This window comes from Mycobacterium stomatepiae (genome assembly GCF_010731715.1).
In the GTDB taxonomy this organism is placed as follows: domain Bacteria; phylum Actinomycetota; class Actinomycetes; order Mycobacteriales; family Mycobacteriaceae; genus Mycobacterium; species Mycobacterium stomatepiae.
Window position 1 is genome coordinate 5,456,045 of record NZ_AP022587.1, and the last position, 25,510, is coordinate 5,481,554.

Annotated in this window: 25 protein-coding genes and 1 tRNA gene; 24 read left to right on the top strand and 2 right to left on the bottom strand. The window is 64.2% G+C overall.

From position 1 onward, the window contains the following. Positions 1 to 268: 268 nt before the first annotated feature. Positions 269 to 601 (top strand): hypothetical protein, encoded by a 333-nt coding sequence (locus G6N54_RS25970; RefSeq protein WP_163793268.1) that lies wholly within the window; start codon positions 269 to 271, stop codon positions 599 to 601. A 167-nt stretch (positions 602 to 768) separates the two neighbouring features. Further along, on the top strand, positions 769 to 1,899 hold the full coding sequence (locus tag G6N54_RS25975; protein WP_163793271.1) for a TIR domain-containing protein: 1,131 nt from the start codon (positions 769 to 771) through the stop codon (positions 1,897 to 1,899). A 71-nt stretch (positions 1,900 to 1,970) separates the two neighbouring features. Here the strand turns inward: G6N54_RS25975 and G6N54_RS25980 are convergent, their stop codons facing one another. After that, entirely contained in the window at positions 1,971 to 2,975 is a 1,005-nt protein-coding gene (locus tag G6N54_RS25980) for a hypothetical protein (RefSeq protein ID WP_163793273.1), read from the bottom strand. A gap of 238 nt (positions 2,976 to 3,213) precedes the next feature. Between G6N54_RS25980 and G6N54_RS25985 the strand changes: the two genes are divergently transcribed. Together G6N54_RS25985 and G6N54_RS25990 are read left to right on the top strand one after the other, a co-directional pair. After that, complete coding sequence (locus tag G6N54_RS25985) at positions 3,214 to 3,477, top strand: tyrosine-type recombinase/integrase (RefSeq protein ID WP_372513301.1); 264 nt, start codon at positions 3,214 to 3,216, stop codon at positions 3,475 to 3,477. Between the two features lie 10 nt (positions 3,478 to 3,487). Continuing rightward, positions 3,488 to 4,114, top strand: coding sequence for a hypothetical protein (locus G6N54_RS25990; RefSeq protein WP_163793275.1), 627 nt, complete (start codon positions 3,488 to 3,490; stop codon positions 4,112 to 4,114). 94 nt (positions 4,115 to 4,208) lie between these two features. On the opposite strand, the gene G6N54_RS25995 is transcribed toward G6N54_RS25990, so the two are convergent. Further along, positions 4,209 to 4,281, bottom strand: a tRNA-Arg gene (locus tag G6N54_RS25995). A 114-nt stretch (positions 4,282 to 4,395) separates the two neighbouring features. Here G6N54_RS25995 and argS point away from each other — a divergent pair. From argS to G6N54_RS26095, 20 genes are all read left to right on the top strand, one after another. After that, positions 4,396 to 6,048, top strand: a complete 1,653-nt coding sequence (gene argS, locus G6N54_RS26000; protein ID WP_163793277.1) for an arginine--tRNA ligase — start codon at positions 4,396 to 4,398, stop codon at positions 6,046 to 6,048. Continuing rightward, on the top strand, positions 6,045 to 7,463 hold the full coding sequence (gene lysA, locus G6N54_RS26005) for a diaminopimelate decarboxylase (protein ID WP_163793279.1): 1,419 nt from the start codon (positions 6,045 to 6,047) through the stop codon (positions 7,461 to 7,463). Before argS ends, lysA begins: the two co-directional genes overlap by 4 nt. Positions 7,464 to 7,466: 3 nt before the next feature. Next, the gene (locus G6N54_RS26010; protein WP_163793281.1) at positions 7,467 to 8,792 is read left to right on the top strand and encodes a homoserine dehydrogenase; all 1,326 of its coding nucleotides are present in this window, start codon (positions 7,467 to 7,469) and stop codon (positions 8,790 to 8,792) included. Further along, positions 8,789 to 9,871 carry a threonine synthase gene (gene thrC / locus G6N54_RS26015; RefSeq protein WP_163793282.1) on the top strand — a complete coding sequence of 361 codons (1,083 nt, stop codon included), beginning with the start codon at positions 8,789 to 8,791 and terminating at the stop codon, positions 9,869 to 9,871. Before G6N54_RS26010 ends, thrC begins: the two co-directional genes overlap by 4 nt. Before the next feature lie 11 nt (positions 9,872 to 9,882). Continuing rightward, positions 9,883 to 10,818: a homoserine kinase gene (thrB, locus tag G6N54_RS26020; protein WP_163794987.1), complete on the top strand. Its 936-nt coding sequence runs from the start codon at positions 9,883 to 9,885 to the stop codon at positions 10,816 to 10,818. 268 nt (positions 10,819 to 11,086) lie between these two features. Further along, positions 11,087 to 12,949, top strand: coding sequence for a transcription termination factor Rho (gene rho / locus G6N54_RS26025; RefSeq protein WP_163793285.1), 1,863 nt, complete (start codon positions 11,087 to 11,089; stop codon positions 12,947 to 12,949). Positions 12,950 to 13,214: 265 nt separating this feature from the next. Then, entirely contained in the window at positions 13,215 to 13,448 is a 234-nt protein-coding gene (rpmE, locus tag G6N54_RS26030; protein ID WP_163793286.1) for a 50S ribosomal protein L31, read from the top strand. A gap of 90 nt (positions 13,449 to 13,538) precedes the next feature. Continuing rightward, positions 13,539 to 14,612, top strand: a complete 1,074-nt coding sequence (prfA, locus tag G6N54_RS26035; protein WP_163793288.1) for a peptide chain release factor 1 — start codon at positions 13,539 to 13,541, stop codon at positions 14,610 to 14,612. Beyond that, on the top strand, positions 14,609 to 15,457 hold the full coding sequence (gene prmC, locus G6N54_RS26040; protein ID WP_163793290.1) for a peptide chain release factor N(5)-glutamine methyltransferase: 849 nt from the start codon (positions 14,609 to 14,611) through the stop codon (positions 15,455 to 15,457). Before prfA ends, prmC begins: the two co-directional genes overlap by 4 nt. Continuing rightward, positions 15,450 to 16,103: an L-threonylcarbamoyladenylate synthase gene (locus tag G6N54_RS26045; protein WP_163793293.1), complete on the top strand. Its 654-nt coding sequence runs from the start codon at positions 15,450 to 15,452 to the stop codon at positions 16,101 to 16,103. Before prmC ends, G6N54_RS26045 begins: the two co-directional genes overlap by 8 nt. A 48-nt stretch (positions 16,104 to 16,151) precedes the next feature. Further along, positions 16,152 to 17,372: a glycosyltransferase family 4 protein gene (locus G6N54_RS26050; RefSeq protein WP_163794989.1), complete on the top strand. Its 1,221-nt coding sequence runs from the start codon at positions 16,152 to 16,154 to the stop codon at positions 17,370 to 17,372. Positions 17,373 to 17,596: 224 nt separating this feature from the next. Then, positions 17,597 to 18,061 (top strand): ATP synthase subunit I, encoded by a 465-nt coding sequence (locus G6N54_RS26055; RefSeq protein WP_163793295.1) that lies wholly within the window; start codon positions 17,597 to 17,599, stop codon positions 18,059 to 18,061. Further along, positions 18,054 to 18,812 carry a F0F1 ATP synthase subunit A gene (gene atpB, locus G6N54_RS26060; protein WP_163793297.1) on the top strand — a complete coding sequence of 253 codons (759 nt, stop codon included), beginning with the start codon at positions 18,054 to 18,056 and terminating at the stop codon, positions 18,810 to 18,812. The genes G6N54_RS26055 and atpB overlap by 8 nt, the downstream gene beginning before the upstream one ends. A gap of 84 nt (positions 18,813 to 18,896) precedes the next feature. Further along, entirely contained in the window at positions 18,897 to 19,142 is a 246-nt protein-coding gene (locus tag G6N54_RS26065; RefSeq protein ID WP_090609504.1) for a F0F1 ATP synthase subunit C, read from the top strand. 9 nt (positions 19,143 to 19,151) lie between these two features. Continuing rightward, entirely contained in the window at positions 19,152 to 19,661 is a 510-nt protein-coding gene (locus tag G6N54_RS26070) for a F0F1 ATP synthase subunit B (protein ID WP_163793299.1), read from the top strand. Between the two features lie 6 nt (positions 19,662 to 19,667). After that, complete coding sequence (locus G6N54_RS26075; protein ID WP_163793301.1) at positions 19,668 to 21,008, top strand: F0F1 ATP synthase subunit B/delta; 1,341 nt, start codon at positions 19,668 to 19,670, stop codon at positions 21,006 to 21,008. A 52-nt stretch (positions 21,009 to 21,060) separates the two neighbouring features. Beyond that, positions 21,061 to 22,716 (top strand): F0F1 ATP synthase subunit alpha, encoded by a 1,656-nt coding sequence (atpA, locus tag G6N54_RS26080; protein WP_163793303.1) that lies wholly within the window; start codon positions 21,061 to 21,063, stop codon positions 22,714 to 22,716. A 6-nt stretch (positions 22,717 to 22,722) separates the two neighbouring features. Beyond that, complete coding sequence (locus G6N54_RS26085) at positions 22,723 to 23,640, top strand: F0F1 ATP synthase subunit gamma (protein ID WP_163793305.1); 918 nt, start codon at positions 22,723 to 22,725, stop codon at positions 23,638 to 23,640. Between the two features lie 23 nt (positions 23,641 to 23,663). After that, the gene (gene atpD / locus G6N54_RS26090; protein WP_163793308.1) at positions 23,664 to 25,112 is read left to right on the top strand and encodes a F0F1 ATP synthase subunit beta; all 1,449 of its coding nucleotides are present in this window, start codon (positions 23,664 to 23,666) and stop codon (positions 25,110 to 25,112) included. A 30-nt stretch (positions 25,113 to 25,142) separates the two neighbouring features. Further along, on the top strand, positions 25,143 to 25,508 hold the full coding sequence (locus tag G6N54_RS26095) for a F0F1 ATP synthase subunit epsilon (protein WP_163793309.1): 366 nt from the start codon (positions 25,143 to 25,145) through the stop codon (positions 25,506 to 25,508). Positions 25,509 to 25,510: the final 2 nt, after the last annotated feature.

The window sequence follows — 25,510 nt, forward strand, 5'->3', positions numbered from 1 at the left end:
ACTGCACTGACAACCAAGGACGTCGCCGAGAAGGTCGGCACCGACCCGAAAACGCTGCGCGTGTTCCTACGCGCCTCCGACGACTACAAGGCGGTCGGATCGGGGTCGCGCTACTCATTCACCGCCAAGGACGTCGCCCCACTCAAGCGAAATTCACCAAGTGGGCCGCCGAGCGCGGGACAGCTTCGTCGCCTCCGTCGGTGGCGTGAGGCCCAGAACGGCCTCAGCGTGCATGACGAGTGCTGGTTCTCCTCGCTAAGGTCAGCAAATGACGCGAAGGAAGTGGCAAGAGGACGATAACCTTGTCGCCGCGCGGTTGGTGCTGGTAGTTAACAATGGCCATCCCAATCCTCCTGTGCCAGAGGACCACCCGGAGTACATCCGGACGCGTGACGCACTGGGAATCGACAACAGCCAGCTCACTGCGCGGGTCAACATGTTCCGCTCTAACCTGCCTGGCTACGTCGGCACTATAAGCGGCAACCCAATGAACGGCGCCGATAGCGCCCTCATGCAACGGGTCCTGGGTCAAATGACCACGTCACCCGCATATGTCAGGATGTGCGGCAACGCCATTCTCGAGCGACTTGAGGAAACCTAGGCCTGTTCATCGCAAAGGACGTGCCGACGCTCAAGACGCGATTCGCGAAATGGAAGGGCGAGCCGCAAGCTGCAAGGAACTTCTAGTAAGTCGAACATCTGTTCAACTACGCTTGACTGGTGGACTGGCGACAGTAACCAACCTCCGCGCGAACGTAGGAGTAGCGCATGGCCGAGGAAGTCAGCGAAGAGCCCGCGTACAAGTACGACATCGCGGTGTCGTTCGCCGGAGAACAGCGTGACTTCGTCGAAGACGTAGTGCGTGGACTGAATCTACCCAAAGGTCGCGTCTTCTACGACGCCGACTACAAAGGGACGCTTTGGGGTGAAGAGTTGACCGAGGTCTTCACCAACCTGTACCGCGATGAGGCCCGATACGTCGTCATGTTCATCTCACGCGAGTACGCAGAGAAAGAGTGGTGCATCCTTGAGCGTCGCGCTGCACTGCGCCGACGCATGATGACTAAAGGCGCATACATCCTCCCCGTGCGACTCGACGCGACGAAGCTCGATGAAGTCGAAGGGTTGCTGGGCACGATCGCCGACCTCGACGGCAGGCGTGAAGGGGTCGCCGGGGTAATCGCTGCGCTGCACCAGAAGCTGGAAATAGTGATGGCTGACGCTCCGCAGTCCGACGACAAAGCCGACGACGAGCCCAAGTTCGCCAAAGTGCAGATGACGCAGGACGGTCTAGTCGCCCTGCTGCAGGAGCGCCCGCATTCGTGGCAGTGGGCCGCCTTTGCCTCTGTGCTCGTTCAGCGCCGCAAGGCTATGGAAACTGCGATGCGAGACCATCGCCTTGGGTTCGCGCCTTCGACCGGTCAGCGGATTGATAACTTCCAAGCACTCAAAACGCTGGTTAGCAACACCGTCTACGACATCGAACAGGTCGGGGCGCAAATCAATGGATTCCTCTTGACAGACGCGTTTACTTCGGTGTTCGACAGCCTGGGTGACGAGACGGCAGATGCCGACGGAATCGTGCACGCAGCAACCAGATTGATGGACTACTACGACAGGTATCTCCAACTGGCACAACGTGTCCGAGGCGCGGCAGCACCATCGAAGTACCGCAGCGTTCTCGACACGTGCGCGCGATTCGCGGATGAACCGCTATCCGGCATGGAGGACTTCATCAGGGATTACATTGCCGTCGTCGCGGCACTACCCGAACGTCTCATCGCCGCAAAGGGGGAAGACATCCAACAGCCTGTGCAAGTACGCATCCACGTTGACGATGAGCTCCTCGACGAATTGCTCCGCCAATTGAAGGACATTGCACAAGACGAGGATGGCTAAGTCCCATCAAGATCGAATCGTTTGTTGCTAAAGGCCTCGAAAGTACCTCGCCACCGGTTCCCCGGTTCGGGTCAACCTCGAAGGGTGCGGCCGGTGGCGCCTATAAGGGTAACTCCCATTACCTCCTTCAGGAATCGCTCGCAAACTGAGTTGGCGACCATCGCTTCTTGCGCGTTAACTGACTTAAGGCTGTGCATCCACTTGTTTCGTGCCACGCGGACCTTAGAAACGTCGTCGTAAAGATCTTTCGGGATATATTCCATGAAAGACAACATCTCGGACATAACGGATGCTGTAAATGTGCGCCCATCTTGCAGTCTCTCCCGTCGCTTCGCGTCGATAAATTGCTCACCCTGTCGGGATTGGTGATCCTGCTGCATACGTCGCCAAAGGTCGTTAATTAGCTTTTCTATGACGGTCCAACTGCTCGTTAGTGACAAACTGTGATTATGGTCTTGAAAAGCAATGCTTGCGCGGAGAAAAAGATCGATGAGAAGTATTCCTTCGTCACCGTGGTTATCGATAAAAGTCGACAGATCATTGGCAGCATTCTGCACCACCTCTGCGCTAACTGGTTTAGGTGGCCTATTCAAAATTCGCATATCAAAGAAAGGCGGTCCGGCGTACGTGTGCGCAAAGCTGGACGCAGCCAAGCGGAACACACTTGGACTACCGCCGCCAATTCCAGACTCTAAGCTGTGCATTGAAAAGCACGTTGCTGGACTTACAACCATGCGTTCCATAGTCCATTGGTCAATTTCCATGTGGCGCGTGTAGAAAAACGCGAGGTATGTATTCATGATCCGAGTTTGACGAACCTTCTTTTCCGCCAGAACGTCGAAGTCGTCAATGAAATGCGGTCCGTTCATCGGGGTAGCGCAGTTTTCACTCGTGGTGAAGTCGAAAGCGATGAGGCCCTCTACGGAAGCGCGGAACTCCAGACCGCAATGAAGGGTCGTCCGCAATACCGCTTCGTTGAAGCGATCAAAAAACACCTGCTTGGTGCTTTCGTCGACGGGGCGCTCACCGAGAAAAACTGGAGGATCGTGATAGAAGCCGGTGATGTTGGGGTTCACAGGAAACTTCCTCGATATATGCCGCCGATTGACACTGATTTTGCTAGTGAAACACAAGTGTCGGACACGCACCCTCGGCGACTCAAAGGTCGGCTCACGGAGCGCACACGTACGAGGCATCGGCCCCCGCGTAGTGCTCGGAGCGCGTACGGCGCCCCCCGAAAGCCTTATGGCCAAAACTTGGGAACGGTGGCGACGTCTTGAGCGTCAAAGCCCGTCCGTGGCCACGACCGACCCGATGGGTGTGGCCCCCAGGGTGTTGACGTGCGTGATCGCCTTCCCATGCGTATTGCCCACACAGCGGGTAGACGGTGGGCGCACGCGTGCGCGTCACTCGTGCGGCACGGCAATGCCCCTTCGGGGTGTTCCGTTGGCCGTGATCGCGAAGTGGCTCGGTCACGCCGACGCGTCGATCACCGCACGCATCTATGCCCATTCGCAGGATGACGCGTTGAAGGCCGCGGGCGTGACTTTGGCGCAGGTTGTCGCCCCCCTTCGATAGCCTCAAGTGCGTGAACGTCGGTAATTCCGTGCGGCATGCTCTAAACCACTGGACCAAGCGTGAATGGGACGCCGCGATGCTTCACGCGTGTAATGCAGTGGATGCAACGGGCAAGAAGCGGTACGCGAAGCTCGGCGTGGGACGTCGATTCAAGGCGACAATTCGTGACTCGGTGGACATGTTCGGGGCCATGGCGTTCCCCAACCTCGATCTCGACCGCATGCGATTCCCGGTGCGCGTCCAATCGAACTTGCCTGATAAGCGACCTGACATCGCTGACGTCTTGTATGGCATCCACCGCTGCAGTCACGGGCATGGCGAGGACCTGCCTGCGGGCTTTGAACTCGTCGACTACATAAACAACCAGACATTTCAGTTCACCATCGGAAGAGATGGAACGTTGCGATTGCCTGCGGCCGCAATTGTCGGGCTACTCGCAGTAGCCGTCTTTGCCCCTGAGAATGTCAGTCAACATGCCCCTGGCGAACCTTGCTTGAGTTGGTCGCACCACGTCTTTCCCGTCAACGATTCGTGGGGTAAGCAACAGCTTTTTAGAGACTTGTTGGTAAGGGAAGGTCCGCCGAAGAGGGCGCTGGATTGGGGTAACTGGTGGGACGACTGGACACCAGTTCGATGATGCTTGTGACATCGTGTGACACGGAGCGACTGGACGTTACAGAATTACTCGGACGCGGTCGGGCATAACCGCACTTCAGAGGCGATTTCGAGAGTGCCCCCGGCAGGATTCGAACCTGCGGCCTTCTGCTCCGGAGGCAGACGCTCTATCCCCTGAGCTACGGGGGCGCACGCTATACATACTGCGCCAATGGGCCCCGACAGACTAACGCATCCGGGTGGCCGACCTGACATCGCAATGGATTCGGGGCGTAGGCACGCTAACCAATAGGATGGACGCTCGTGACCCCCGCTGACCTGGCTGAGCTGCTCAAAGTCACCGCATCCGCGGTGCTTGCCGAGCGTGGCCTCGACGTCTCCGCACTACCGGCGACGGTCACCGTGGAGCGCCCGCGCAATCCCGAGCACGGCGATTACGCGAGCAATCTGGCCATGCAACTGGGCAAGAAGGTCGGGGCCAACCCACGTGAGCTGGCCGGATGGCTCGCCGAGGCGCTGGCCGCCGCCGACGGCGTCTCCTCGGCGGAAGTGGCGGGACCGGGCTTCATCAACCTGCGCCTCGAGGCGTCCGCGCAGGCCAAGGTCGTCAACGACGTCATCGACGCCGGCGCCCACTTCGGGTACTCCGACGCGCTGGCCGGCCGCAAGATCAACCTGGAATTCGTCTCGGCCAACCCGACCGGCCCGATCCACATCGGCGGCACCCGCTGGGCCGCCGTCGGCGATGCCCTGGGCCGGTTGCTCACGACGCAGGGCGCCGACGTGACGCGCGAGTACTACTTCAACGACCACGGCGCCCAGATCGACCGATTCGCCAACTCGTTGATCGCCGCGGCCAAGGGAGAACCCACCCCGGAAGACGGCTACGCCGGCAGCTACATCAACGACATCGCGGCGCAGGTTTTACAGAAGGCGCCCGACGCGCTGAGCCTGCCGGACACCGAGATGCACGAGACCTTCCGCGAGATCGGCGTCGACCTGATGTTCACCCACATCAAGGAGACGTTGCACGAATTCGGCACCGATTTCGACGTGTACACACATGAAGACTCGATGCACACCAGCGGGCGCGTCGACGAGGCCATCGCCCGGCTGCGTGACTCCGGCAACATCTACGAGCAGGATGGCGCAAGCTGGTTGCGCAGCAGCGCTTTTGGTGACGACAAGGACCGCGTCGTGATCAAGAGCGACGGCAAACCCGCCTACATCGCCGGGGACATCGCGTACTACCTGGACAAGCGGCAACGCGGATTCGACCTGTGCATCTACATGCTCGGCGCCGACCATCACGGCTACATCGCGAGGCTCAAGGCCGCGGCCGCGGCCTTCGGCGACGACCCCGCGACCGTCGAGGTGCTGATCGGGCAGATGGTCAACCTGGTCCGCGACGGCCAGCCGGTGCGGATGAGCAAACGCGCCGGCACCGTGATCACGCTCGACGACCTGGTCGAGGCGCTGGGCGTCGACGCCGCGCGCTACAGCCTGATCCGTTCGTCGGTGGATACCGCGATCGACATCGACCTGGCGTTGTGGTCCTCGGCGTCGAATGAAAACCCGGTCTACTACGTGCAATACGCACATGCCCGGCTCTCGGCGCTGGCCCGCAACGCCGCCGAGCTCGGCCTGATCCCCGACACCGGGCATCTCGAGTTGCTCAGCCACGACAAGGAAGGCACGTTGCTGCGCACCATCGGCGAGTTCCCCCGGGTGCTCGACACCGCCGCGTCCCTTCGTGAACCGCACCGCATCTGCCGTTACCTGGAAGACCTGGCCGGTGACTACCATCGGTTCTACGACTCGTGCCGGGTATTGCCCCAGGGCGACGAACAACCCACCGACCTGCACGTCGCCCGGCTGGCGTTGTGCCAGGCCACCCGCCAGGTCATCGCCAACGGATTGGCAATACTCGGCGTCAGCGCCCCGGAGAGAATGTGAACGTCCATCCCGCCGGTCCCCGGCACGCCGAAGAAATCCGTCACGCGGACAGCCCGCCCCGGCCGCAGTCCCCAGAGGAGCTGCTGGGCTTGGCGCCGAATGTGTGGCCTCTCAACATGGTTCGCGGTGACGACGGCGTGGCCGTCATCGCCGGAATCCCCGTGACCGACCTTGCCCACGAATACGGAACCCCGCTGTTCGTCATCGACGAGGACGACTTCCGATCCCGCTGCGCAGAGATCGCGGCGGCGTTCGGCGGCGGCGCCAATGTCCACTACGCCGCTAAAGCCTTCCTGTGCACCGAGATTGCGCGCTGGATCGACGAAGAGGGCCTCTGCCTCGACGTGTGCACCGGCGGAGAGCTGGCCGTCGCGCTGCACGCCAACTTCCCGCCCGAGCGAATCACCCTGCACGGCAACAACAAATCCGTCGCGGAGTTGACGGCCGCCGTCAAAGCCGGAGTTGGCCACATCGTGGTGGACTCGATGACCGAAATCGAGCGCCTGGAAACTATCGCCGGCGAGCTCGGGGTCGTCCAGGACGTCTTCGTCCGGCTCACCGTCGGCGTCGAGGCACATACCCACGAGTTCATCTCCACCGCACACGAGGACCAGAAGTTCGGCCTGTCGGTCGCCGGCGGGGCGGCGATGGCCGCGGTGGAGCGGGTATTCGCGACCGATCACCTGCGGCTGGTCGGGTTGCACAGTCACATCGGTTCGCAGATCTTCGATGTCGCCGGCTTCGAGCTGGCCGCGCGCCGGGTCCTGGGCCTGCTGCAGGAGGTCGTCGGCCGGTTCGGGGTGGAGAAGACCGCGCAGATCTCGACGGTCGATCTCGGTGGCGGCCTTGGCATCTCGTACCTGGCCTCCGATGACCCGCCCCCGATGTCGGAATTGGCGGCCAAGCTGAGCACGATCATCAGCAACGAGGCGGCGGCCGTGGGTCTGCCCACGCCCCGGCTGGTGGTGGAGCCGGGGCGGGCCATCGCCGGACCCGGGACCATCACGCTCTACGAGGTCGGCACCGTCAAGGACGTCGAGGTCAGCACGACGGCGATCCGGCGTTACGTCAGCGTCGATGGCGGCATGAGCGACAACATCCGCACCGCGCTCTACGACGCGCAGTACGACGCCCGGCTGGTGTCGCGGGTCAGCGATGCACCGGCAGCGCTGGCTCGCATCGTCGGAAAGCACTGCGAGAGCGGTGATATCGTCGTGCGCGACACCTGGGTGCCCGGGGATCTGGGACCGGGCGACCTGCTGGGGGTGGCCGCGACCGGTGCCTACTGCTATTCGCTGTCGAGTCGCTACAACATGATCTGCCGGCCTGCCGTGGTAGCGGTTCGCGACGGGCGGGCCCGCCTGATCCTGCGCCGGGAGACGGTCGACGATCTGCTGAGTCTGGAAGTGAGGTGAACGGTGTCCGATAATGGAAAGCCGGTCGGCGTAGCGGTACTCGGGTTCGGCAACGTCGGCAGCGAAGTGGTCCGCATCATCGCGGAGAGCGCGGACGATCTCGCGGCCCGTGTCGGCGCGCCTCTTGCCTTGCGCGGCATCGGGGTTCGGCGCGTCGCGCCTGATCGCGGTGTCCCGGTCGAGCTGCTCACCGACAACATCGAAGAGCTGGTGTCGCGGGAAGACGTCGATATCGTCGTCGAGTTGATGGGACCGGTGGAGCCGTCGCGCAAGGCGATCCTGACCGCGCTCGAGCACGGTAAGTCCGTCGTCACCGCCAACAAGGCATTGTTGGCGACGTCGACCGGGGAACTGGCGCAGGCAGCCGAAAATGCGCATGTCGACTTGTATTTCGAGGCGGCGGTCGCGGGCGCGATCCCGGTGATCCGTCCGTTGACCCAGTCGCTGGCCGGTGACACGGTGGTGCGGGTGGCCGGCATCGTCAACGGCACCACCAACTACATCCTGTCCGCGATGGACAGCACCGGCACCGACTACGACAGCGCCCTGGCCGACGCGAGTGCGCTGGGCTATGCCGAGGCCGATCCCACCGCGGATGTCGAGGGCTACGACGCCGCCGCCAAGGCCGCGATCCTGGCGTCCATCGCCTTCCATACTCGGGTGACCGCCAACGACGTCTATCGCGAAGGCATCGCCAAGATCACCCCGGCCGATTTCGCGTCCGCGCACGCGCTGGGCTGCACCATCAAGTTGCTGTCTATCTGCGAACGCATCGCGGGCGACGATGGCCAGCAACGGGTCTCGGCACGGGTCTACCCGGCACTGGTGCCGCTGGCGCACCCGCTGGCCACCGTCAGCGGGGCGTTCAATGCGGTGGTGGTGGAGGCCGAGGCGGCGGGCCGGCTGATGTTCTACGGCCAGGGCGCCGGCGGTGCGCCGACCGCATCGGCGGTGACGGGCGACCTGGTGATGGCCGCCCGCAACCGGGTGCTGGGCAGCCGTGGGCCGAAGGAATCCAAGTACGCCCAATTGCCGATCGCACCAATGGGTTTCATCTCCACCCGCTATTACGTCAGCATGAACGTCGCCGACAAGCCCGGTGTGTTGTCTTCGGTGGCAGCCGAATTCGCCAAGCGCGAGGTCAGCATCGCCGAGGTTCGGCAGGAAGGCGTCGCGGACGAAGGCGGGCGGCGAGTGGGCGCCCGCATCGTGGTGGTCACGCACAGTGCCACCGATGCGGCTCTCTCCGAAACCGTGGAAGCGCTGGCCGATTTGGATGTCGTGCAGAGTGTGGCAAGCGTGCTGAGATTGGAAGGAACCAGCATATGAGCGCGCCACGAACCGCCGTCCACAAGCCCTGGCCGGGTCTGATCGCCGCCTACCGCGACCGGTTGCCGGTCGGCGCGGACTGGACGCCGATCACCCTGCTCGAGGGTGGTACCCCGCTGATCCCCGCGACCCGGCTCTCGGAGCAGACCGGCTGCACGGTCCATCTGAAGGTCGAAGGGCTCAACCCCACCGGCTCCTTCAAGGACCGGGGCATGACGATGGCGGTCACCGACGCGGTGGTGCGCGGGCAGCAGGCGGTGTTGTGTGCGTCGACCGGAAACACCTCGGCGTCCGCGGCCGCCTACGCGGCGCGCGCCGGCATCACCTGCGCGGTACTGATACCCCAGGGCAAGATCGCGATGGGCAAGCTCGCGCAGGCGGTTATGCACGGCGCCAAAATCATTCAGATCGACGGCAACTTCGACGACTGTTTGGAGCTGGCCCGCAAGATGGCCGCCGACTTCCCGACGATCTCGTTGGTGAACTCGGTCAACCCGGTGCGTATCGAGGGGCAGAAGACGGCGGCGTTCGAAATCGTCGACGCGCTGGGCACCGCTCCGGACGTTCATTCGCTGCCGGTCGGCAACGCCGGCAACATCACCGCGTACTGGAAGGGTTACACCGAGTACCACCAGGAGGGTGTGTTCGAGAAGCTGCCCCGCATGCTGGGCACCCAGGCCGCGGGCGCCGCGCCGCTGGTGCATGGCAAGCCGGTGCCGAACCCCGAGACCATCGCGACCGCGATCCGCATCGGCTCCCCGGCGTCGTGGACGGCGGCCGTTGCGGCCCAGGAGCAGTCCAACGGGCGATTCCTGGCCGCAACCGACGAGGAGATCCTGGCGGCTTACCATCTGGTCGCCCAATCCGAAGGTGTGTTCGTCGAGCCCGCCTCGGCGGCCAGCATCGCGGGTCTGCTCAAGTCCGTCGAGGACGGTTGGTTGGCCCGCGGATCGACCGTGGTGTGCACAGTGACCGGCAACGGCCTCAAGGATCCCGACACGGCGTTGAGGGATATGCCGAGCGTGTCGGCGCTCCCCGTTGATCCTGTACTCGTCGTCGAGAAGCTCGGGCTGGCCTAGTCGTGAATCAGATGCTGCCCGCCGGGCTGGTGGCCAGCGCCGTGGTGTCGGCGTCCAGCGCCAATCTTGGCCCGGGTTTCGACAGCATCGGTCTCGCATTGGGTCTGTACGACGAGATCGTCGTGGAGACAGCCGATTCGGGCTTGGTCGTCGAGGTCGAGGGCGAAGGCGCGGGCCAGGTACCGCTGGGGCCCGAGCATCTGGTGGTGCGGGCCATCGAGCGCGGGCTGGAGGCCGCCGGCGTCCGGGCTCCGGGCATGGTGGTGCGCTGCCGCAACGCCATCCCGCATTCCCGGGGTCTCGGTTCGTCCGCGGCGGCCGTGGTGAGCGGTCTTGCTGCCGTCAATGGCCTTGTTGCACAAACGGATTCGACGCCACTTAGCGAGGCTCGGCTGATCCAGCTGTCCTCGGAGTTCGAGGGTCACCCCGACAACGCCGCCGCAGCGGTGCTGGGCGGTGCGGTGGTGTCGTGGACCGAACGCGGTGGCGATGAACCCGCCTACGCGGCCGTCCCGCTGACGCTGCACCCCGATATCCGGCTGTTCTGCGCGATCCCGGAAGAGCGCTCGTCGACCGCCGAGACGCGGGTGCTGCTGCCCGCCCAGGTCAGCCACGAGGACGCCCGATTCAACCTCAGCCGCGCCGCATTGCTGGTGGTCGCCCTGACCGGGCGCCCGGATCTGCTGATGGCGGCCACCGAGGACGTGCTTCATCAACCGCAACGGGCTCCCGCGATGCCGGCGTCGGCGGAATATCTGCGGCTGCTGCGACGTCTTAACGTGTCAGCGACGCTTTCGGGGGCGGGTCCTTCAGTTATCGCATTGACCACCGAATCGGAGTTGCCTTCGGAGGCGCTGGACTGCGGCGTTGCCAACGGATTTACCATTACCGAGATGACAGTCGGCGAAGGGGCTCGCTGGAGCCCGGGTGTCAGAGTCGCTGGTTGATCCACAGGCTCACCGGAGGGTTTGCTTGCTTCAAGCACAGATGCGGGCTATTCTCGGCATCGTCCAGCAATCGCAGTCATCTGCATCTGCATGCATACTGCCTTGCCGCTGGTACAACACCAATTCTTCTCGTGGACGAGGTTCGCCGTTTTCTCCGCCCAGCCAGGCGATCACCGTTGCAGAGTCGATATTTGGGTGCACTCGGCAATTTAGCTGAATGCAACGAACCCCTCGTATGACGTGATCAGCGGGGGAAGAAAGGAAATCCGTGACTGATACGGACCTGTTCACGGCTGACGAAAGCACCGACAGCAATCAGCTGTCGAACGCCGTGACCACAGACACTCCGGACGTGAAAACCAACGTCTCGGCCGGCTCTCTATCCACCATGGTGCTGCCCGAGTTGCGTGCGCTGGCTAATCAGGCCGGCGTCAAGGGCACGTCGGGGATGCGCAAGAACGAACTCATTGCCGCGATCAAGGAAATCAGGGGACAGGCCAACGGCACATCCGCCGCGTCCGAAGACACCGGCAAGTCCGAACAGGACAAGAATCAACAGAAAACGGCCGACGAAGAACCGACTGCCCAAGGGGAACAGAAGGATTCGGCGACCGAAGGGGGCCAGCGCCGGGAACGACGCGGCGCCTCTCGAGAAGCGGGATCGGCTGAGCGTGCCGCCGATGAGACGCCCGGCGAGGGCTCGCAGAACCGCAATGGCACGGCCACTCGGGAGGCCGACAAGCGCGACGGCGGCCAAGGCCAAGGCCAAAAGGAATCCAAGACCGACGACCGCGGGTCAGACGACCACAACGCCGATCAGCAAGGCTCCGGCGGCCAGCAGAACCGCGGCGGCTCGAATCAGCAAGACGACGACGGCGATGGGCGCGGCGGCCGGCGCGGCCGCCGGTTCCGCGACCGTCGGCGTCGCGGTGAACGTTCCGGCGAAGGTGGTGGCGGTGGCGACACCGAACTGCGCGAGGACGACGTCGTCCAGCCGGTAGCCGGCATTCTTGACGTCCTCGATAATTACGCCTTCGTGCGCACCTCCGGTTACCTGGCCGGCTCGCACGACGTCTACGTGTCCATGAACGTGGTGCGCAAGAACGGCCTGCGCCGCGGTGACGCGGTGACCGGCGCGGTGCGGGTGCTCAAGGAGGGCGAGCAGCCCAACCAGCGGCAGAAGTTCAACCCGCTGGTACGCCTGGACAGTGTCAACGGTGGACCGGTCGAAGACGTCAAGAAGCGTCCCGACTTCCAAAAATTGACGCCGCTGTACCCCAACCAGCGGTTGCGTCTGGAGACCACTCCCGACCGGCTGACCACTCGGGTCATCGACCTCATCATGCCGATCGGTAAGGGGCAGCGTGCCCTGATCGTGTCGCCGCCCAAGGCCGGTAAGACCACGATCCTGCAGGACATCGCCAACGCGATCACCAAGAACAACCCGGAATGCCACCTGATGGTCGTGCTCGTCGACGAGCGCCCTGAAGAGGTCACCGACATGCAGCGTTCGGTGAAGGGCGAGGTCATCGCCTCGACCTTCGACCGGCCGCCGTCAGACCACACGTCCGTCGCCGAGCTGGCCATCGAACGCGCCAAGCGGCTCGTCGAGCAGGGCAAAGACGTCGTGGTGTTGCTCGACTCGATCACCCGCCTGGGCCGCGCGTACAACAACGCGTCACCCGCGTCGGGCCGGATCCTGTCCGGTGGTGTCGACTCCACCGCGTTGTACCCGCCGAAGCGATTCCTCGGCGCGGCGCGCAACATCGAAGAAGGCGGATCGCTGACGATCATCGCCACGGCGATGGTCGAGACCGGATCCACCGGTGACACGGTCATCTTCGAGGAGTTCAAGGGTACCGGTAACGCCGAGCTCAAGCTGGACCGCAAGATCTCGGAGCGCCGCGTCTTCCCGGCCGTGGATGTCAACCCGTCCGGTACCCGTAAGGACGAATTGCTGCTCTCGCCCGACGAGTTCGGCATCGTGCACAAGCTGCGCCGCGTGCTGTCGGGTCTGGACTCTCACCAGGCCATCGACTTGCTGATGTCGCAGCTGCGCAAGACCAAGACCAACTACGAATTCCTGGTCCAGGTGTCCAAGACGACCCCGGGGAACATGGACAACGACTAGCGTCGCAACCTGTGGCGGTCTGCCCGGGGCCTAAAGACAGGCCCCACCGCGACACTGCAACCACGCAGGCGACACGCCGATAGACGTCTGCGTAGTTACAGTCTCGGCGCAACGGCCGCACCGAATCCCAATCGGGAATGTGTGGGCGTATCTCGCTGTTTGGGCTGATGTAGGTTGACCTGGCATAATCGACGGTCGACTACCCCCAGGACCGGTTCCGGTCCCAGGGCTTCGCGCCGGGGCGATAACGATCGAAGAGGACATCATGAAAGCTGACATTCATCCCGCCTACGCGGAGGCCACCGTGCTCTGCGGTTGCGGCAACACGTTCCAGACGCGCAGCACCAAGGACGGCGGGCACATCACCGTCGAGGTCTGCTCGCAGTGCCACCCGTTCTACACGGGCAAGCAGAAGATCCTGGACAGCGGTGGCCGGGTGGCACGCTTCGAGAAGCGCTATGGAAAGCGCAAGGCCGGAGCCGACTCGGCCGACAAATAGCTGCCTTACCGACGCCCGAACTGTGCACCAAGCTGCGCAGGCCGGGCGTCGGTTCGCGTTTGCGGTAAACAACGGGGGAGGAGGTGTGTGATGACGCAGCCGGTGCAGACGATTGACGTGCTGCTCGCCGAGCACGCCGAACTGGAGCAGCGACTGGCCGACCCCGAGTTGCACGGCAATCCCGACGAGGCGCGCAAGGTGGGGCGCCGTTTCGCCCGCCTGGCCCCGATCGTGGCCACCTACCGGAAATTGACCTCCGCGCGCGACGACCTCGAGACCGCCCGCGAACTGGCAGCCGACGACGATTCGTTCGCCGACGAGGTCGTCGAACTGGAATCGCGGGTGACCGAACTCGACACCCAGCTCACCGACATGCTGGCGCCGCGCGATCCGCACGATGCCGACGACGTCGTGCTTGAAGTGAAATCCGGTGAGGGCGGTGAGGAATCGGCATTGTTCGCCGCCGACCTGGCCAGGATGTACATCCGCTACGCCGAACGGCACGGCTGGACGGTGACGGTGCTGGACGAGACCACCTCCGACCTGGGCGGCTACAAGGACGCGACGCTGACGATCGCCAGCAAGGGCGACTCGGCCGACGGGGTGTGGTCGCGACTGAAGTTCGAGGGCGGCGTGCACCGGGTGCAACGTGTCCCGGTGACCGAATCCCAAGGACGCGTTCATACTTCGGCCGCGGGTGTGCTGGTGTACCCAGAGCCTGAGGAAGTCGGCACGGTGCAGATCGACGAGTCGGATCTACGCATCGACGTCTACCGCTCGTCCGGCAAGGGCGGGCAGGGCGTCAACACCACCGACTCGGCGGTGCGCATCACCCACCTGCCCACCGGGATCGTCGTCACCTGTCAGAACGAACGGTCGCAGTTGCAGAACAAGATCCGGGCCATGCAGGTCCTCGCCGCGCGTTTGCAGGCGCTCGCCGAGGAGCAGGCCCAGGCCGACGCGTCGGCGGATCGGGCCAGCCAGATTCGCACGGTGGATCGCAGCGAACGTATCCGGACCTATAACTTCCCGGAGAACCGGATCGCCGACCACCGGATCAATTTCAAGGCGCACAATCTCGATCAGGTTCTCGACGGCGACCTCGACGCGCTGTTCGATGCGCTGAGTGAGGCCGACAAACAGGCCCGGTTGCAACAGGCATGACCGGACTGCGGCGCGCAATCGACTCTGCTGCGGCGTTGCTCGCCGAAGCCGGAATCGATTCTGCGCGTTGGGATGCCGAAGAACTGGCCGCTCACGTGGCGGGTGCTGAACGTGGGCGGCTGACGCTGATCGAGTCGATTGACGACGAGTTCTTGATCCGCTATCACCACGTGGTCGCTGCCCGCTCGCGGCGAGTGCCGTTGCAACACCTCACCGGGACCGCGGCATTCGGGCCCGTCGTGCTGCACGTCGGCCCGGGCGTCTTCATCCCGCGCCCGGAGACCGAGGCCATGCTGGAGTGGGCCACCGCGCAGCGCCTTCCCCAGGCGCCGGTGATCGTCGATCTGTGCACCGGATCCGGCGCCTTGGCGGTGGCGCTGTCTCGGCACTGGCCGGCGGCGCGGGTCACCGCTATCGACGACTCCGATGCGGCCCTGGACTATGCGCGCCGCAACGTGGCGGGCACCGCGGTGGAGCTGGTGCACGCCGACATCACCGCGGACGGCCTGCTTCCCGCCCTTGACGGGCGAGTCGACCTGGTCGTGGCCAACCCGCCGTACGTTCCGGATGGCGTCGAGCTGGATCCCGAAGTGGCCCAGCACGATCCATCACATGCGGTGTTCGGGGGCCCGGACGGGATGGTGGTGATCGACGCGGTGGTGGATCTCGCCGGACGCTGGCTGCGTCCCGGCGGCCTGTTCGCCGTCGAGCACGATGACACCACGTCGTCGCGGACTGTCGAGTTGATCGAGAGCACCGGACTGTTCGATGGCATCCGGGCACGCCACGATCTCACCGGCCGGCCGAGATTCGTTACTGCCAGTAGGGGCGGTGTCCGTGACTGAAGTATTCAATTGTGCTGACCCCGAACGGCGTTCGGCCGGAATCGCCTCGGCGCTCGGCGCGCTCAAGGGCGGGCGACTGGTGGTGATGCCGACCGATACGGTGTACGGCATCGGCGCCGACGCGTTCGACAACACCGCGGTGGCCGCCTTGCTGGCCGCGAAGGGCCGCGGGCGCGACATGCCGGTCGGGATGCTGGTCGGCTCCTGGCACACCATCGAGGGCCTGGTCTACACGATGCCGGACGGGGCCCGCGAACTGATCCGCGCATTCTGGCCCGGTGCGCTGAGTCTGGTTGTGGCGCAAGCACCGTCGCTGCAGTGGGATCTGGGCGATGCCCGCGGCACCGTGATGCTGCGGATGCCGCTGCACCCGGTCGCCATCGAACTGCTGCGCGAAGTCGGGCCGATGGCGGTATCGAGCGCCAACGTTTCCGGTCGCCCGCCCGCGGTGAACGCCGCCGAGGCGCGCGACCAACTCGGCGATCTCGTCGATGTCTACCTCGACGCGGGGCCCTCCGAGCAGCAGGCCGCCTCGACGATCGTCGACCTGACCGGCGACACCCCGCGTTTGCTGCGCGCGGGACCGGTGAGTGCCGAGCGGATTGCAGAAGTGCTGGGCATGGACCCGGGACGGCTGATCGCCTAGCGGCGCTGACGAAGCGAGGCCGCGGGCCTCAGGAAGGTTGGGTACGGTCTGGTGGTGTCCAGCGACCCGGCCAGCAATCTCGTCAGCCTTGCCGCGGGTCTACACGCCCTGTCCGATCGCGGCGCCGGCGTCCCACTGCGTGAGCTGGCGTTGGTCGGCCTGACGGCAGCGATCATCACCTACTTCGTGACCGGACCGGTGCGGGTGCTGGCCACTCGCCTGGGAGCGGTCGCCTATCCGCGCGAACGCGATGTTCACGTCACGCCGACACCGCGCATGGGTGGGCTCGCGATGTTTGTCGGCGTTGCATCTGCCGTGTTCTTGGCATCCCAACTGCCCGCGCTCACCCGCGGTTTCGTCTATTCCACCGGTATGCCCGCGGTCATGGTGGCGGGCGCGGTGATCATGGGCATCGGCCTCATCGACGACCGCTGGGGCCTGGACGCCCTGACGAAATTCGCCGGCCAGATCACCGCGGCCAGCGTGCTGGTCACGATGGGCGTCGCCTGGAGCGTGCTGTATATCCCGTTCGGCGGCGTCGGCACCATCGTGCTGGACCAGGCGTCGTCGATCCTGCTGACACTGGCGCTGACGGTGTCGATCGTCAACGCGATGAACTTCGTCGACGGGCTCGACGGACTGGCGGCCGGGCTGGGGCTGATCACCGCGATGGCGATCTGCGTGTTCTCGGTCGGTCTGCTCCGCGACCACGGCGGCGACGTGCTGTTCTATCCGCCCGCCGTCATCTCGGTCGTGCTGGCCGGCGCCTGTCTTGGCTTCCTGCCGCACAACTTCCACAAGGCCAAGATCTTCATGGGCGACTCCGGTTCGATGCTGATCGGCCTGATGCTTGCTGCCGCATCCACCACCGCGGCCGGCCCGATCTCGCAAAATGCCTACGGCGCCCGCGACGTGTTTGCCCTGCTGTCGCCGTTCCTGCTGGTGGTCGCGGTCATGTTCGTGCCGATGCTCGACCTGCTGCTGGCCATCGTGCGCCGCACCCGTGCGGGCCGCAGCGCATTCAGCCCCGACAAGATGCATCTACATCACCGGTTGTTGCAGATCGGCCATTCTCATCGCCGGGTGGTACTCCTCATCTATCTATGGGTGGGCATTGTCGCGTTCGGCGCGGCGAGCACGATCTTCTTCAATCCCCGCGATACCGGCTACGTGATGTTGGGTGCCATTGTGGTCGCCGGCGTCGCGACGGCGATCCCGCTCTTGCGCCGCCGCGACGATTACCAAGACGAGGACTACGACGGGCAGTAGTAGTAGCGTTGACCTTATGGTACGGTGCTGGTAGAACCCCAAAAAGAATCTTGAGGGTTGCCGGCCAGCCGGCTCCACGGACGCGAACCCGAAGGTGCCGGATCACGACCGACAGAGGGAGCTACCCCTTGAGTGAATCCTCTGTGACGTGCGATACGCTCGGCGGGCTACCGATCAGTCGGTCGGAAGTTTTCCGCTCCACCAATCCGGATTGAGGTGCTGAAGTGACGACACCAGCGCAGGACGCGCCGTTGGTGTTTCCCGCTGTTGCATTCAATCCTTCTCGGCTCCTGCTGGTCTGCGCCGCGATCACCGCGGTCGCGGTAGCTGCCGCCGGTTTCTCCGGTCACTTGATGGTCGGGGTGTTCTTCGGCGTCGGATTGCTCCTGGGCTTGCTGAACGCGCTTCTGGTGCGTCGCTCGGTTGCATCGATAACTGAAAAAGAACATCCGATGAAAAGCACGATGGCGCTGAACTCGGCGACTCGGCTGGCGATCATCACCGTCATCGGCTTGATCATTGCTTACATTTTCCGGCCCGCCGGCTTGGGCGTGGTGTTCGGCTTGGCCCTGTTCCAGGTGGTGTTGGTGCTCTCGACCGCACTGCCGGTATGGAAGAAGCTGCGCGCCGGCGACTGGGCGGAGCCGGCGTCCGAAGGAACGGAAAGAGGAAACACCAGCGATGAGTGAGACGAGGTTCCTGGCCGAAGGCGCAATCGAGGTCGGAGAGCACACCCACGCCACCTGGCTCGGGTTGACCGTCAACACCGACACGATTCTGTCGACCGGAATCGCCGCGGTGATCGTGCTGGCACTGGCCTTCTACCTGCGCGCCAAGATCACCTCGACCGGCGTCCCCAGCGGCGTGCAGCTGTTCTGGGAGGCCATCACCGTCCAGATGCGCGATCAGATCGAGGCCGCGGTCGGGATGCGCATCGCGCCATTCGTGCTGCCCCTGGCGGTCACCATCTTCGTTTTCATCTTGATCTCCAACTGGCTGTCGGTGCTGCCGCTGCAATACACCGACAAATCCGGGCGCACCACCGAGTTGCTCAGCTCGGCGGCGGCGGACATCAATTACGTTCTGGCGCTGGCACTTTTCGTCTTCGTCTGTTATCACGTCGCCGGTATCTGGCGCCGCGGTATCGTGGGGCACCCGCTGGCGGTGCTCAAAGGCCACGTGGCATTCCTGGCGCCGATCAACCTGGTCGAGGAACTCGCCAAGCCGATCTCGTTGTCGCTGCGACTTTTCGGCAACATCTTCGCCGGCGGCATACTGGTCGCGCTGATCGCGCTCTTCCCGCCCTACATCATGTGGGCGCCGAACGCGATCTGGAAAGCGTTCGACCTGTTCGTCGGTGCGATCCAGGCATTCATCTTCTCGATCCTGACCATCCTGTACTTCAGCCAAGCCATGGAGATCGAAGATCACCATGACTGAGATCATCCTGAATCGGCCTGAGCCACACACCATTACAGAAAGCCTGGTAGACCCCTACCAGTTACAAGGAGGATAAGAATGGCCCTGGACCCCCAAGTCGCTGCCGCTGCTCTCATCGGCGGTGGAATCATCATGGGCGGCGGCGCAATCGGTGCCGGTATCGGTGACGGTATTGCCGGTAACGCACTGGTTGCCGGTATTGCCCGTCAGCCGGAGGCGCAAGGCCGGCTGTTCACGCCGTTCTTCATCACCGTCGGTCTGGTTGAGGCGGCGTACTTCATCAACCTGGCCTTCATGGCGCTGTTCGTCTTCGCCACTCCCGTCGGCTAGTTCGCAGCGATGGGTGACGCGAGCCGCAGCGTTCTGGCGTCCAGCCAGTTAGCAGCCGAGGGGGGCAATAACTTCCTCGTCCCCAACGGCACTTTCTTTTTCGTGCTGGCGATTTTCTTGATCGTGCTGGCCGTCATCGGCACGTTCGTCGTGCCACCGGTCATGAAGGTGTTGCGCGAACGCGACGCGATGGTCGCCAAAACGGCCACCGACAACAAGAAGGCGAACGAGCAGTTCGACGCCGCGCAGGCCGATTACGAAAAGGCGATGACGGAAGCCCGAGTCAAGGCGTCGTCCTTCCGGGACAACGCCCGGGCGGAAGGTCGTAAGGTCGTCGAGGACGCGCGCGCCCGAGCCGAGCAGCAAGTCGCATCGACGGTGCAGACGGCAGCCGAGCAACTGAAGCGGGAAAGGGACGCAGTGGAATTGGATCTGCGTGCCAACGTGGCCGCTATGTCGGCCACCTTGGCTAGTCGCATCCTCGGTGTCGAAGTCACAACCACTGCCGCGACAAGGTAACTATCAATGTCGACGTTTATTGGGCAGCTGATCGGATTCGCCGCCATCGTGTTCCTGGTGGTGCGTTATGTCGTGCCGCCAGTGCGCAATTTGATGGCCGCCCGTCAGAACACGGTCCGCCAGCAGCTGGACGATGCGGCGAAGGCCGCCGACCGGTTGACGGAATCGACTGCGGCGCACAGCAAGGCGGTGCAAGCCGCCGAGTCGGAAGCCGAGCAGGTCGTAGAAGAGGCCAAGGTCGACGCGGAGCGCATCACCGAGCAGTTGAGGGCTCAGGCCGAAGTCGAGTCGGCGCGCATCACCGGACAAGGCGCTCGCCAGGTCGAGCTGCTGCGCACGCAGCTGGCCCGTCAGCTTCGCCTGGAGCTGGGCCACGAATCCGTGCGTCAGGCAAGGGAATTGGTGCGCAACTACGTCGCCGATGCCGACCAGCAGGCGACCACCGTCGACCGGTTCCTCGACGAGCTCGACGAGATGGCGCCGGCATCGGCCGACGTCCAGTACCCACTGCTGTCCAAGCTGCGCTCGTCGAGCCGTGAGGCGCTGGCCAACCTGTCGGATCGGTTCACCGCCATCGCCAAAGACCTCGATAACGCGGGACTCACCACGGTGTCGGGCGAGCTGGTGTCGGTGGGGCAGTTGCTGGGCCGCGAAGCCGTCGTCACCCGCTACCTCACCGTGCCCGCCGAGGACGCGTCTCCTCGCGTTCGGCTTATCGAGCGACTGGTGTCCGGCAAGGTCGGCGACGCCACCCTCGAGGTGCTGCGATCGGCCGTTTCGGAGCGGTGGTCGGCCAACGCCGACCTGGTCGCCGCGATCGAGCATGTGTCGCGGCAGGCATTGCTGGAGGTCGCCGAGCGCGACGGCAAGGTCGACGAGGTCGAAGACCAGCTGTTCCGTTTTTCTCGCGTCCTGGACGTCCAGCCGCGACTTGCCATTCTGTTAGGCGACTACGTCGTTCCGGCTGAGCAGCGAGTGGCGTTGTTACGCAAGGTGCTTGACGGTGCGAGTGGTCAGGTCAACCCGATCGTGGTGTCGCTGTTGACCCAGACGATCGAGCTGTTGAGCGGTCAGTCGGCAGAGGAAGCCATCCAGTTCCTGGCAGAAGTCGCGGTGGCGCGCCGCGGTGAAGTCATCGCTTCAGTGAGTGCGGCGGCCGATCTCAGCGACGCCCAACGCACGCGTCTCGCCGAGGTGCTCAGTCGCATCTACGGTCATCCGGTCACGGTGCACCTGCAAGTCGATGCCGAACTACTCGGTGGGCTGCTGATCGCCGTGGCCGACGAGGTGATCGACGGGACGCTCTCGTCTCGCCTCGCCGCGGCCGAAGCTCAAGTGCCCGACTGAACCCCAACTAGACCCCCGCGAACGACAGAATCAAGTAGGAAGACGAAAAGCCATGGCCGAGTTGACAATCTCCGCTGATGACATCCAGAGCGCGATCGAGGAGTACGTAGGCTCCTTTACTTCCGACACCTCTCGCGAAGAGGTCGGCACCGTCGTCGATGCCGGAGACGGCATCGCGCACGTCGACGGCTTGCCCTCGGTCATGACCCAAGAGCTGCTTGAGTTTTCGGGCGGTGTCCTCGGGGTCGCCCTGAACCTCGACGAGCACAGCGTCGGCGCGGTGATCCTGGGTGACTTCGAGAAGATCGAGGAAGGCCAGCAGGTCAAGCGCACCGGCGAGGTCCTTTCGGTGCCGGTCGGCGACGCGTTCCTGGGCCGCGTGGTCAACCCGCTGGGTGAGCCGATCGACGGACAGGGCGACATCGAAACCGACACTCGGCGCGCGCTCGAGATCCAGGCGCCCTCGGTGGTGCAGCGGCAAAGCGTCAGCGAGCCGCTGCAGACGGGTATCAAGGCCATCGACGCGATGACGCCGATCGGGCGCGGCCAGCGCCAGCTGATCATCGGCGACCGCAAGACCGGCAAGACGGCCGTCTGCGTCGACACGATCCTCAACCAGCGGCAGAACTGGGAGACCGGCGACGAGAAGAAGCAGGTGCGCTGCGTCTACGTGGCCATCGGGCAGAAGGGCACCACGATCGCTTCGGTCCGGCGCGCGCTGGACGAGGGCGGCGCGATGGACTACACCACTATCGTCGCGGCACCGGCCTCCGACTCCGCCGGGTTCAAATGGCTTGCGCCCTATACCGGTTCGGCGATTGCCCAGCACTGGATGTACGACGGCAAGCACGTGCTGATCGTCTTCGACGACCTGTCCAAGCAGGCCGAGGCCTATCGCGCGATCTCCCTGCTGCTGCGCCGCCCGCCCGGTCGCGAGGCCTACCCGGGTGACGTGTTCTACCTGCACTCTCGGCTGCTGGAGCGCTGCGCGAAGCTGTCCGACGAGCTCGGTGGTGGTTCGATGACGGGCCTGCCGATCATCGAGACCAAGGCCAATGACATCTCGGCCTACATCCCCACCAACGTCATCTCGATCACCGACGGGCAGTGCTTCCTGGAGTCCGACCTGTTCAATCAGGGTGTGCGCCCGGCCATCAACGTCGGTGTCTCGGTGTCCCGCGTCGGTGCTGCCGCTCAGATCAAGGCCATGAAGGAAGTGGCCGGCTCGCTGCGGCTGGACCTTTCGCAGTACCGCGAGCTGGAAGCGTTCGCTGCCTTCGCCTCCGACCTGGACGCCACCTCGAAGGCGCAGCTGGATCGCGGCGCTCGGCTGGTTGAGCTGCTCAAGCAGCCGCAGTACCAGCCCCTGCCCGTTGAGGAGCAGGTGATTTCGATCTTCCTGGGTACCGGCGGTCACCTGGACTCGGTGCGCGTGGAGGACGTCGGTCGTTTCGAAGCCGAGCTACTGGATCACTTCCGGGCTTCGGAGGAGAAGCTGCTGGCCGGAATCCGGGACAGCGGAAAGCTTTCCGAGGAGGCCGAGAAGCAGCTTGAAGACGTGATCAACAAGTTCAAGAAGGGCTTCGCCGCCACCGGTGGCGGGTCGGTGGTTCCGGGCGAGCACGCCGAGCCCCTCGACGAAGAGGACCTGGAAAAGGAGTCGGTCAAGGTCAACAAGCCGGCGCCGGAAGACAAGAAGAAGAAGTAGTACTCAATGGCTGCCACACTTCGCGAATTGCGCGGACGGATCCGCTCCGCCGGTGCGATCAAGAAGATCACCAAGGCCCAGGAGCTGATCGCGACCTCGCGTATCGGCAAGGCCCAGAGCCGACTTCAGGCTGCCCGACCCTATACCGAAGAGATCACCAAGATGCTGACCACGCTGTCCAGCGAGGCGGCGCTGGATCATCCGCTGCTGGTCGAACGGCCGGAACCGAAGCGGGCGGCCGTGCTGGTGGTGTCGTCGGACCGCGGCCTGTGTGGCGCCTACAACTCCGGCGTCTTCCGCCGTGCCGAGGAGCTGTTCTCACTGCTGCGCCAAGAGGGCAAGACGCCGGTGCTGTATACCGTCGGCCGTAAGGCGTTGGGCTACTACAGCTTCCGGAACTGGGACATCACCGAATCCTGGACCGGCTTCTCGGAGCAACCCACGGTTGAGAAAGCCGCCGAGGTCGCGTCCACGCTGGTGGATGCGTTCATCCCCGGCAGCGAAGGCTCCGGGGAGGACTCCGACGTCGAGGGCGTGGACGAATTGCACATCGTCTATACGGAATTCAAGTCGATGTTGTCGCAGTCCACGACGGCCCACCGGATGGCGCCGATGGTCGTCGAATACGCCGAAGAGCCCGAAGCGCTGCACACGCTGTATTCGTTCGAGCCGGATGCGACAACACTTTTCGACGCATTGCTGCCGCGGTATGTGACTACTCGCGTGTACACGGCGATGCTGGAATCCGCGGCGTCGGAGCTGGCGTCGCGCCAACGGGCGATGAAGTCGGCCACCGACAATGCCGACGACCTCATCAAGGCCCTGACGCTGATGGCGAACCGCGAGCGGCAGGCCCAGATCACCCAAGAGATCAGTGAAATCGTCGGTGGCGCAAACGCGCTCGCCGACGCCCGAGCCCGATAGCACCACGAGGAAGCGAAGAAAATATGACTGCGACTGCGGAAAAGAAGAAGTCGACCAACACCGACACCAGCGGCCGCGTGGTACGGATCACCGGGCCGGTTGTCGACGTCGAGTTCCCGCGCGGCTCCGTCCCGGAGTTGTTCAACGCGCTACACGCCGAGATCACGTTCGAGGAGCTGAAGAAGACGCTCACGCTCGAGGTCGCCCAGCACCTCGGTGACAACCTGGTCCGCACGATCTCGCTGCAGCCCACCGACGGCTTGGTGCGCGGCGTCGAGGTCACCGACACCGGTGCCTCGATCTCGGTGCCGGTCGGCCAGGAAGTCAAGGGCCACGTCTTCGACGCCCTGGGCCGCTGCATGGACGAGCCCGGATACGGAGAAGACTTCGAGCACTGGTCAATTCACCGCAAGCCGCCGCCCTTCGAGGAGCTCGAGCCGCGCACCGAGATGCTCGAGACCGGCCTCAAAGTCGTCGACCTGCTGACCCCGTACGTGCGTGGCGGCAAGATCGCGCTGTTCGGTGGTGCCGGGGTGGGCAAGACGGTGCTCATCCAGGAGATGATCAACCGTATTGCCCGCAACTTCGGTGGTACGTCGGTGTTCGCCGGCGTGGGGGAGCGCACCCGTGAGGGCAACGACCTCTGGGTCGAGCTCCAAGAAGCCAACGTGCTCAAGGACACCGCGCTGGTGTTCGGCCAGATGGACGAGCCGCCCGGCACCCGTATGCGGGTGGCGCTGTCGGCGCTGACGATGGCGGAGTGGTTCCGCGACGAGGCGGGACAGGACGTGCTGCTGTTCATCGACAACATCTTCCGGTTCACCCAGGCCGGCTCCGAGGTGTCGACGCTGCTCGGTCGTATGCCGTCCGCGGTGGGCTACCAGCCCACGCTGGCCGATGAGATGGGTGAGCTGCAGGAGCGCATCACCTCGACGCGTGGTAAGTCGATTACGTCCATGCAGGCCGTGTACGTGCCCGCCGACGACTACACCGACCCGGCGCCGGCGACGACGTTCGCGCACCTGGACGCCACCACCGAGCTGTCGCGTTCGGTGTTCTCCAAGGGCATCTTCCCGGCGGTGGACCCGCTGGCGTCTAGCTCGACCATCCTCGACCCGGGCGTCGTCGGTGACGAGCACTACCGCGTCGCGCAGGAGGTCATCCGAATCCTGCAGCGGTACAAGGACCTTCAGGACATCATCGCGATCCTCGGTATCGACGAGCTGTCGGAAGAGGACAAGCAGCTGGTCAACCGGGCCCGCCGTATCGAGCGATTCCTGTCGCAGAACATGATGGCGGCCGAGCAGTTCACCGGTCAGCCCGGTTCGACGGTCCCGTTGAAGGAGACCATCGAGTCGTTCGACCGCCTGACCAAGGGCGAGTTCGACCACGTGCCCGAGCAGGCGTTCTTCCTGATCGGTGGTCTCGACGATCTGGCCAAGAAGGCCGAGAGCCTTGGCGCCAAGCTCTAGGGACTCCGACGAGTCGAAAGGTGTTGTGGCATGGCTGAATTGAACGTTGAGATCGTCGCCGTAGACCGAAAGATCTGGTCGGGTGAGGCAACGTTCTTGTTCACCCGCACCACCGTCGGCGAGATCGGCATCCTGCCCCGCCACATCCCTTTGGTGGCCCAGCTGGTCGATGACGCGATGGTGCGTGTCGAGCGCGAAGGCCAGGACGACCTGCGGGTGGCGGTGGACGGTGGGTTCTTGTCGGTGACCGAGGAGAGCGTCACCATCCTGGCCGAGTCCGCCGAGTTCGAGTCGGAGATCGACGAGGCTGCGGCCAAACAGGATTCGGAGTCGGACGACCCTCGCACTGCCGCCAGGGGCCGCGCCAGACTGCGTGCCGTTGGCGCGATCGACTAGCC